The sequence below is a fragment of the Chitinophaga sp. 9-1-y genome (assembly GCF_059511905.2).
In genome coordinates, this window is record NZ_CM197955.1 from 3,904,574 (window position 1) to 3,914,444 (window position 9,871).

The 9,871-nt window shown below is 47.6% G+C and carries 1 protein-coding gene; it reads right to left on the minus strand.

Annotation, left to right across the window (positions count from 1 at the left end; genetic code table 11):
- Positions 1-50: 50 nt before the first annotated feature.
- Positions 51-9,854: an amino acid adenylation domain-containing protein gene (locus AC5ZC7_RS15415; protein WP_496158032.1), complete on the minus strand. Its 9,804-nt coding sequence runs from the start codon at positions 9,852-9,854 to the stop codon at positions 51-53.
- Positions 9,855-9,871 lie beyond the last annotated feature (17 nt).

Genomic DNA, 9,871 nt, shown 5'->3' on the forward strand with positions numbered 1-9,871 from the left:
TAATTTAGGTATGAAAAAAGGCATCTACTCCAACTACACGATGCGATTCATTACAGCTCTATAATATCTACATCTTCATCTGCCAGCTGTTCCTCCGGCTGTTGTACTTTCAGGTATTTCGCCAGCGATTCCACGGTGGCCAACTGGAAGATGGTTCTAACAGACAGCTCCACCTGGAATACTGCATTTATTTCAGCAATCAGGCGCATGGCCAGCAGAGAATGGCCACCGAATGTGAAGAAATTATCGTGTATACCTACCCGTTCTACGCCGAGCAACACCTGCCATATATTGGCCAGCTGCTGTTCCCTTTCATCGCGCGGAGCAACATATTCGTTCCACGTCAGCGACACGGCATCTGCGGCGGGTAAAGACTGTTTGTCCACTTTTCCATTTGTGGTCAGCGGTAAAATATCCAGCGCTACCAGCCAGGAGGGTACCATGTACTCCGGTAATTTTCCGGCGAGGTATTCCAGGATGGCGGATCTGTCAAATTCCCCACGCGGCACTACATACCCAATGAGGCGATACTGATCCGTATCCACGTTCTTCTGCGCTACTACTACTGCCTGGCTCACGCCTTCATATGCCTGTAATACATTCTCTACTTCTCCCAGCTCTATACGATAGCCACGAATCTTTACCTGGTCGTCTATGCGGCCCAGGTACTCCAGATTGCCGTCCGGCAACCATCTTACCAGGTCACCGGTTTTATACAACCTGTTGCCTGCTTCCCGATGGAAAGTATCGGGAACAAATTTCTCACTGGTTAATTCCGGACGGTTCAGATAACCACGGGCGACCTGTACACCGCCAATATGTAATTCTCCTGCGCCACCCATCGGTACTGTATTCCCTGATTTGTCTAACACATAAAGTTGTGTATTGGCTACTGGTTTTCCTATCGGAACAATCTTTATGTCATCATTATTACGGGCTGCATGCCAGTAGGTAACGTCAATGGCTGCTTCTGTAGGGCCGTATAAATTATATAATTCTGATCCCGGCAACTTCTCCCTGAAAGCGAGTACCTGCTGAGGTCTCAACGCTTCCCCGCTACAGATAACGGTATGCAAACCAGTGCATTCGCCCGCGGTTACATTTTCCAGGAATATATCCAGCATGGAAGGCACAAAATGCAGGGTAGTAATGCCTTGCTGCGCAATGATATTTTTCAGATACCCTACTTCTTTTTGTCCTCCGGGCGACGCCAGTACCAACTTCGAGCCTACCAGCGATGGCCATAATAATTCCCATACCGATACATCAAAACAGAAAGTAGTTTTCTGTAACACCACATCATGACCATCCAGTGCAAAATATTCCTGTGCCCATAACAGCCGGTTCACCACTCCACGATGCTCATTCATGGCTCCTTTAGGGGTACCCGTAGATCCGGAGGTATAAATCACATAGGCCAACTGTTGCGGCAATACCACTGTTTTAACAGGAGATATCGGTTCCCTGGAGATATCTGCCCACTGCGTATCCAGGGAAATGATGGATTTATTGCCCGCTATGCCTGCCAGCAGAGGAATATGCGTGGCGGTGGTGAGCAGTAAGTCTGCGTTTACGTCAGACAACATAAACCGTATTCTGTCCGCAGGATATTCCGGATCTACCGGCACGTAAGCACCGCCTGCTTTCAGGATGCCCCATATACCTACCAGCATTTCAAAAGATCGCTCCAGGCAAACTGGTACCAATGTTTCCGCCCCCACTCCTTTACCAATCAGGTAATGTGCTAACTGGTTAGAACGGTCGTCGAGTTCCCGATAGGTTAACTGCTGGTTTTCAAATACCAGGGCAACTGCGTCCGGTGTGCGTTTCACCTGTGCAGCAAAAAAGTCTATGAGGGTTTTATCTTTCGGATATGCCCTGTGGGTATCATTAAACGCGATCAGCAATTCTGCTGTTTCTGCCGGTGTGAGTATAGATAATTCGCTGATGGCAGTGGCGGGTGCGGCTACTATTGATTCCAGCAACTGTTCAAAATGTAACAACATCCGGTGAATGGTGGCTGTATCGAACAGGTCGGTGCAATACACAATTCCACCACTCAGGCCGTCTGCATCTTCCTGTATGGAAACAGACAAATCCAACTGCGCCGTAGAATGCTCAACCGCTTCTTCTGAAAGCTTTGCATCCCCTAAGCGAAGCTCCGGTGAACCGGGTAAATTCTGCATCACAAACATGACCTGGAACAGCGGTGTTCTGCTCAGGTCGCGCACTTTCATTACCCTTTCCACGATTCTTTCAAAGGGCACTTCCTGGTGTTCATAGGCCGCCAGCGTGGTTTCCTTTACCTGTTGTAATAAGGTAATAAAAGATGGATTACCCTGCAGATCACTGCGCAATGCCAGTGTATTGATAAAGAAACCCACCAGTCCTTCCAGTTCCTGTTGTGTTCTGCCGGCTACCGGGCTGCCAATGCAGATATCTTCCTGGCCGCTGTAGCGATACAGCAATACCTTGAAGGCTGCCAGTAAGGTCATAAACAAGGTAGTTCCCTGTTGCTGCGACAATGCTTTCAGTTGGTCTGATAATTTTTTTGAGAAGCTAAACTCCTGGCTGTCACCACGCACCGGCTGTATGGCCGGGCGCTTGTAATCAGTAGGCAGCTGTAACGGAGCAACACCCGCCAGTTTGTTTTCCCAGTACAACAACTGGCTGGCCAATGTATCGCCGGATAAATACCTCCGTTGCCAGATCGCATAATCCGCATACTGGATCTGTAACGGTGGCAATTCAGCGGAAGCCCCCGCCACATATGTGTTATACAATGCAATGAGTTCCCGCACAATAATACCGGTAGACCAGCCATCCGACGCAATGTGATGCAGGGTAAACTGCAATATGTATTCTCCTTTTTCCAGCACAAGCAGATGTGCTCTCAGCATATGATCCACAGACAGATCAAACGGCACCTGGAATAAAGAGGCAATTAAAAACTGCTGCGCGCGGACATCTTTTTTATACGGGGCTACCTGTCTCACATCCAGTTGCCAGATATTTTCCGGCAGGATCAACTGATAAGGCTGCCCTTTCTCTTCCCTGATCACTGTTCTCAGCACTTCATGCCGGTTGATAATTGTTTGCAGCGCATATTCCAGTGCGGCAATATCCAGCTCCCCTTTCAGCCTTAACACCGCTGGTATATGATAGGCCAGCGTACCTTCCAGGCGGTCTATAAACCATAAACGCTCCTGGCTATACGAAAGCGGGATATAAGTTGGCCTTTCTTCTGCCACCACTACAGGTAGCTGCCGGCCTTTATCCTGTTGATGCAGGTAAGTTGCCTGGGCTGCTACGGTAGGATACAGGAACAAAGACCTGATAGATAATGCTATATTTAACCGGTTCCTTAAAATGGATATCAACCGGGTTGCTAATAAAGAATGTCCTCCCAGCTCAAAGAAATTATCGTATATCCCTACCCGTTCTACCCCAAGTAATTCCTTCCAGATGGCTGCCAGTTGTTCTTCTGCCTCGTTCCGGGGAGCCACATATTCATTGGCCAGCAAGGTGGTAGCATCCGGATCCGGTAATGCTTTCTTATCTACTTTACCATTAATAGTCAGGGGTAAATGATCCAGCTCTACCAGTAATGAGGGCACCATATATTCGGGCAAACGCTCTTTCAGATAGGTGAGTATAGCTGCTTTGTCAAAAGTAGCGTGTGGCACCACATATCCTACCAACCGGCTATTACCGCCATGATCCGGCCGGTTTAGCACTACCGCTTTACTCACCGCGTCAGATTGTTGCAATACACTTTCTACTTCACCTAATTCAATACGATAACCACGGATCTTCACCTGTTCATCGATACGACCCAGGTATTCCATGGTGCCATCCGGCAGCCATCGTCCAAGATCCCCGGTGCGATATAATCTGCCGCCAGGCACAAAAGGATCCGGAATAAATTTTTCCGCGGATAATGCAGCCCGGTTGAGATAACCTCTTGCTACGCCCATACCGCCTACATATAATTCACCAGGCACGCCCACAGGTGCGAGCGACTGGTATTTATTCAGGATATAAGCATGCAGCGTAGGTATTGGCTTACCAATTACGCTCACACTGCTTTCCAACTGCGCGTCTGTTAACTCCTGATAGGTTACATGCACCGTAGTTTCCGTGATGCCATACATATTGATCAAACGGCAATCGGGATACGCCTGTCTCCATGGCTTTATCCTGGCGGGATTCAATGCTTCTCCCCCAAAAATTACATAGCGGACAACCCCTCTGCTTCCGGGTGCTGTCAGAAAATCCTGTAACACATAAAATGAAGAAGGCGTTTGATTGAGGATGGTTACGCCTTCCCGGATTAATAGTTCCCCAAACAAGGCTGTATCTTTGGTTACCTGCTTTGGTACTACCACCAGGCGACCGCCGAAAAACAGTGCACCATACATTTCCCACACAGAGAAGTCAAAAGAGAAGGAATGGAACATCGCCCATACATCCTTTTCATTAAAATCAAACAGCGGGCGGGCAGTTTTAAATAATCGTACTACGTTGACGTGCTCTATCAATACGCCTTTAGGCTTACCAGTAGATCCCGAAGTATAAATTACATAGGCCAACTGCTGTGGCACAATGATATTATCAATGGGTGCCGTAGATTCTTTGCTGATATTTTCCCATTCTTTGTCTACCGCTATTACCCTCAGGGAAGGCGAAGCCTGATGACATATTTCAATACATGCGCTGCTGCTGACTACGATCGTTGCGCTGGTATCTTCCAGTATGTAGCGGATCCGTTCTTCCGGATAGGTAGGATCTACAGGCACATATACCCCACCGGCTTTTAATATTCCAAGTATGCCGATGATCATTTCAAGACTCTTGTCTATGCAAACCGGCACCAACATTTCTGTGGTCACCCCAAGGTGACGGAGATAGCGGGCAAGCTGTGTGGAACGATCATTCAGTTCCCGGTAGGTTAAAGACGCACCTTCATACACCACCGCTATCGCCTCCGGCGTACGGGATACCTGCTCTGTAAACAGGTCGACGATCGTTTTATCCTTTGGATAATCCGTATCATCTGTATTTAGTAACTGGTTTAATTCCTGCAGAGAAAAAATCTCATTTCTATTAACCGGTACCTCGTAACGTTCCAGGTAGCCATTGAGTACCGCATCAAAATAACCTTGCAGGGTTGACAGCGAATCACCGGATCTGAACTTCCGTTTCAGGGAATTGTTCACCACCAACTGGTCGCCGGTGATGCTGAGATTACAGGTGAGGTAAGTGTTTACCACGCCATAGCTCAGCACATTGTTCAATTCACTTTGTGTTTCTTCTGCCAATCCTTCTTCCATGTTTTTATAGACATGGAAATTGGTGAAGTTAAACAGTACATCGAAGAAGGGATTTCCTTCGGAGAACTGCTCACCGGTAATTTTTATAATTTCAGGAAGACTTACCCGGTCCCGCTGTTTCATTTCTACCAGCTTGCTTTCTATTTGTGCGAAGTATTTTTTCCAGGTAAAAGCTGTTTTATCCTGCTTGAACCGGAAAGGCACTGAATTGAGGAAGCAGCCAATCACTTTATCACCATCTTCTTTCACGGGTCTGCTATTCGCTACCAGGCCTACGGTTACTTCATCTTCATGCGTAAGCATATTAAGGGCAAATACCATGGCACCAAACAGTAGCCCCTTCAATGAAATGCCGTCCTCTTTGGTACGCTGCTGGAGTAATTCCAGGTAAGCAGGTTCGTACTTAGTGACCAACCGTTTATCTTCTGCTTCCGGTGTGAAGATGTTCAGTCGTTTATACTCATCCAGGTCATTTTTCCAGAACTCCCTGTTGGCCACGTTTCTCTTTTCCACCATATGTGACAGCACATAATCCCTGTAAGTACATTTCAGCGGCTGCAATGGTGGCACATCTTCCCCTGCCTTCAGCCGGAGATACAAGTTATTCAGTTCAGTGTTGAAGGAAGCGTCACTCCAGCCATCTATGATCGCATGATGACACTGGAATAAAAATGCTGAATTATTTTGAAGGTTAAACACCGTAGCACGCCATGTAGGCACCTGCTCCATTTGCAGGGGACGTTTACGCTCTTCCTTCAGGTAGTTGTCGATTTGTATTTTCGCTTCGTCATCTGTTAGCTGACCATAATCGAGATAGGCTACTTTAACAGGTATTTCCTTATATACAATCTGTAATCCTTCTGTATGGGAATGCAGGTCAAATGCAGTTCTCAGGATGGCATGTTTTTGCGCCATCATAGACAGTGCTTTCTCCAGCACCACCGGATCCAATCCTTTTGTGAGCAGATGTCCCATCTGATCGTGGTAGATCCCCAATTCAGGGTTTACCAGGGAAGCATATACCATCCCGCTCTGGATATCACTCATCGGGTAGATATCTTCTATCAATGCAGCGTCTGCACGTGTTTTCAGCACTTCATTTTTCAGCGCCGTTATTTCGGCTTCCACTACTGCATACTCGTCATTTATGTCGACGGGTACTTCCTGCGGCTGGTCTACCATCCGAGCAATCTGCTCTACCGTTGGCGTACCATATACTTCAAACAGTTTAATATCTTGTTCAAAAGCTTCCCGCAGGTGTGTAACCAGGGTAATCACCAGGATTGAATCTCCTCCCAGTTTAAAGAAGTCATCGTATACGCCCACGCCACTTACTTCCAGCACGGATTCAAATATCTCAGCTACTTTTTGTTCTGCAGGAGTACGCGGCGCCAGCCAGGTACCTTTCTGTGCCCCCATTACATCCGGGTCGGGTAAAGCTTTACGGTCTATTTTGCCACCGGGGGTGAGCGGCATACTTTGCAACTCCACTATCAAAGCGGGCAGCATATATTCCGGCAACAATTTTTTGCCATAGGCCAATATGCCATCCGGGTTAAATTCATCCGTAGGTACCACATAAGCTACCAGTCGTTTACTTCCTTCCTCACCTTTGGCCAGCACCGCTATCTGACTGACGAGATCAGATTGTTGCAGGATATTTTCTATCTCCCCTAATTCAATACGGAAACCGCGGATCTTTACCTGGTCATCAATTCTTCCCAGGTATTCGATATTGCCGTCCGGGAGCCACTTTGCGAGGTCCCCGGTTTTATACATGCTGGCGCCCAGGTTATTACTGAAAGGGTTATTGACAAATTTTGCCGCTGTTAACTCGGGTCGTTTTAAATACCCACGGGTAAGGCCTGCGCCGCCGATATACAGTTCGCCGGTAACCCCGATAGGAACCGGGTTGCCATGACGATCGAGCAGGTATACCTGTACATTGGCCAGCGGACGGCCTATTGGCAGTGCTTCTGCGTAACCGGCATTATCTGTTGTATAATGATAGGCGATGGCAGAAATGGTCGTCTCCGTAGGTCCGTAGATGTTATAAAAATCTACCAGCCCGGCCCATTTCTCTGCAAATACTCTCCGGCAAAGCTCTCCTCCTGAAACGATTCTTTTAAGGCCACCGTACTTACCGGGTTTGAGATTAACCAGGAAACTGGGCGTAGCCTCTATGTGAGTAATCTGTTGATCGGTCAGGAACTGTTCAAACAACACGGTATCTAATTGTATAGCGGTATCTACCAATACCAGTGCTACTCCATTCAGCAAAGCAAAAAATATCTGTTCTACTGACGCATCAAAAATATAATTAGACAATAACAGTACCCGTTCTTCTTTGGTAATGTTATATACTTTGCTCTGGCAGTGAATCAGGTTGATGAGCGATTGTTGTGTGGCCAACACGCCTTTCGGGTGGCCGGTTGAACCGGAAGTATAGATCACATACGCCAGCTGCGTAGCGCTGATATCTGTTGCCAGGGGCGTTTTGGGATAAGCCCCTATGATATCATCATTATCGAGTGTTACGATACTGACCGCATGGGTGGTGCTTCTCAGTTTCGCAATGATATTTTCATTTGTCAGAATAATGCCGGCGCCGGTATCTGCCAGCATATAATTGATCCTGTCCAGGGGGTATTCGGGATCAATAGGAACATAAGCGCCACCAGCTTTCAGGATACCTAATATACTAACAATCATTTCCAGGGAACGGTCAATACAAACCGGCACCAGCGTTTCTGCCTTTACGCCTTTACCATGCAGGTAATGCGCCAGTTGATTGGATCTTTCGTCCAGCTCCCGGTAGGTCATGGAAGTATTACCATACACTACAGCAGTAGTATCCGGGGTATTGGCTGCATAGGTCGCGAAAATTCCGGCAATAGTTTCGGTGGCGGGATAGTCTGTTGCCGTATTGTTGAATGTGTACAGCAATTGTTGCTCTTCTGCTTCACTTAACAGGAGCAAAGAACCAATCCTGGTGGCCGGTGCAGTGGCAATAGAACGGAGCAGTTGTTCAAAATGTCCCATCATACGATCGATGGTTGATTTTGTGAACAGGTCGATGCAATATTCCACGTTGATGGATAAGCCATCATGGCTTTCTTCCGTAGTAACCGTCATATCATAACGGGCCATATCCTGCGCTGTTTGTACAGGAGAGAACTGTACCTCGCCCAGCCGTAAATCGGGTATTTCCGGCATGTTCTGTAATACGAATGCTACCTGGAACAATGGCGGTCGGCTCTGGTCCCTGTTTTCAATGACGGCATCCACTATTTTCTCAAAGGGTACATCCTGGTGGTCATAAGCGCTGAGCGTAGTTTGCTTTACCTGTTGCAGTAAATCGGTGAAAGCAGGGTTATTACCCAGGTCATCACGCAGTACGAGTGTATTTACAAAAAAGCCAATCAACCCCTCAATTTCTTTACGCGTTCTGCCGGCAATGGGGCTACCCACACAAATATCTTCCTGGCCACTATAGCGGTACAGTAATACTTTAAAAGCCGCCAGAAGCGTCATAAACAAAGTAGTACCCTGCTGCCGCGATAATGCGCGCAACTGTTGCAGTAAGGCATTATCCAGCTGATAACTGGTGGCAGCTCCCCTGGCGCTTTGCACAGGCGGGCGGGGAAAATCAAGCGGCAACTGTAATGCGGCCACGCCCGTGAGCTTCTGTTTCCAGTAGCCCAGCTGGTCTTCCAACACGGCTCCGGAAAGATGCTCCTGTTGCCAGATCGCGAAATCTGCATATTGCAACGCCAGGGGTGACAATTGTGGTGCACGGTTTTCCAGGTGTGCACTGTACAGTTCCAGCAGTTCCTGTACAATAATACCGGCTGACCAGCCATCGGATGCTATATGATGCAGGGTAACTTCCAGTATATGTTCTTCTGCTCCCAGGATGATCAGATGCGCACGCAGCATATGATCTGCGGCCAGGTCAAACGGGGTATCAATCAATAATTTTATATAGTCCTTTAAGGCGGCCTCATCGGAGATGTATCCCGGTTCATCCACAATGTTCAGTTGCCATAAATCGGGCGACAGGATATGCTGATAAGCTACTCCGGCGCGTTGCCGGATCACGGTACGTAATACCTCATGCCGGTTCACAATGGCCAGCAATGCATGTTGCAGGGCATCGCGGTCCAGTTTTCCTTTCAGGCGTAATACGGTTGGTATATGATACGGAACACTCCCTTCCAACTGGTCAATAAACCACAAACGTTCCTGGCTAAACGAAAGCGGGATGGCTGACAATGCTTTTCTGCGGTCCGGGTCTATCCTGTTGCCGGGCGTATTGTCGCCGGCTCCCTGCCTGGAAGATTTCAGGTAAGCTATTAAATGTGTTTTATGATTTCTCAGCTCATCCAAAAACAATCCATCAATTTCACGTTCTTTTTCTACCTGCACAATCAACTCATTTTCCTCCAGGGATATTTTAATTCCATCCTCATTGGCGCGTTCCAGCAGCGCTATTACGTTAATCAAAGTATGATCAGACATGTTTCATGATTTTATTA

Bases quoted from the DNA above. Each gene is read 5' to 3' on its own strand.
- AC5ZC7_RS15415 (WP_496158032.1), bottom strand. From the start codon at position 9,854: ATGTCTGATCATACTTTGATTAACGTAATAGCGCTGCTGGAACGCGCC.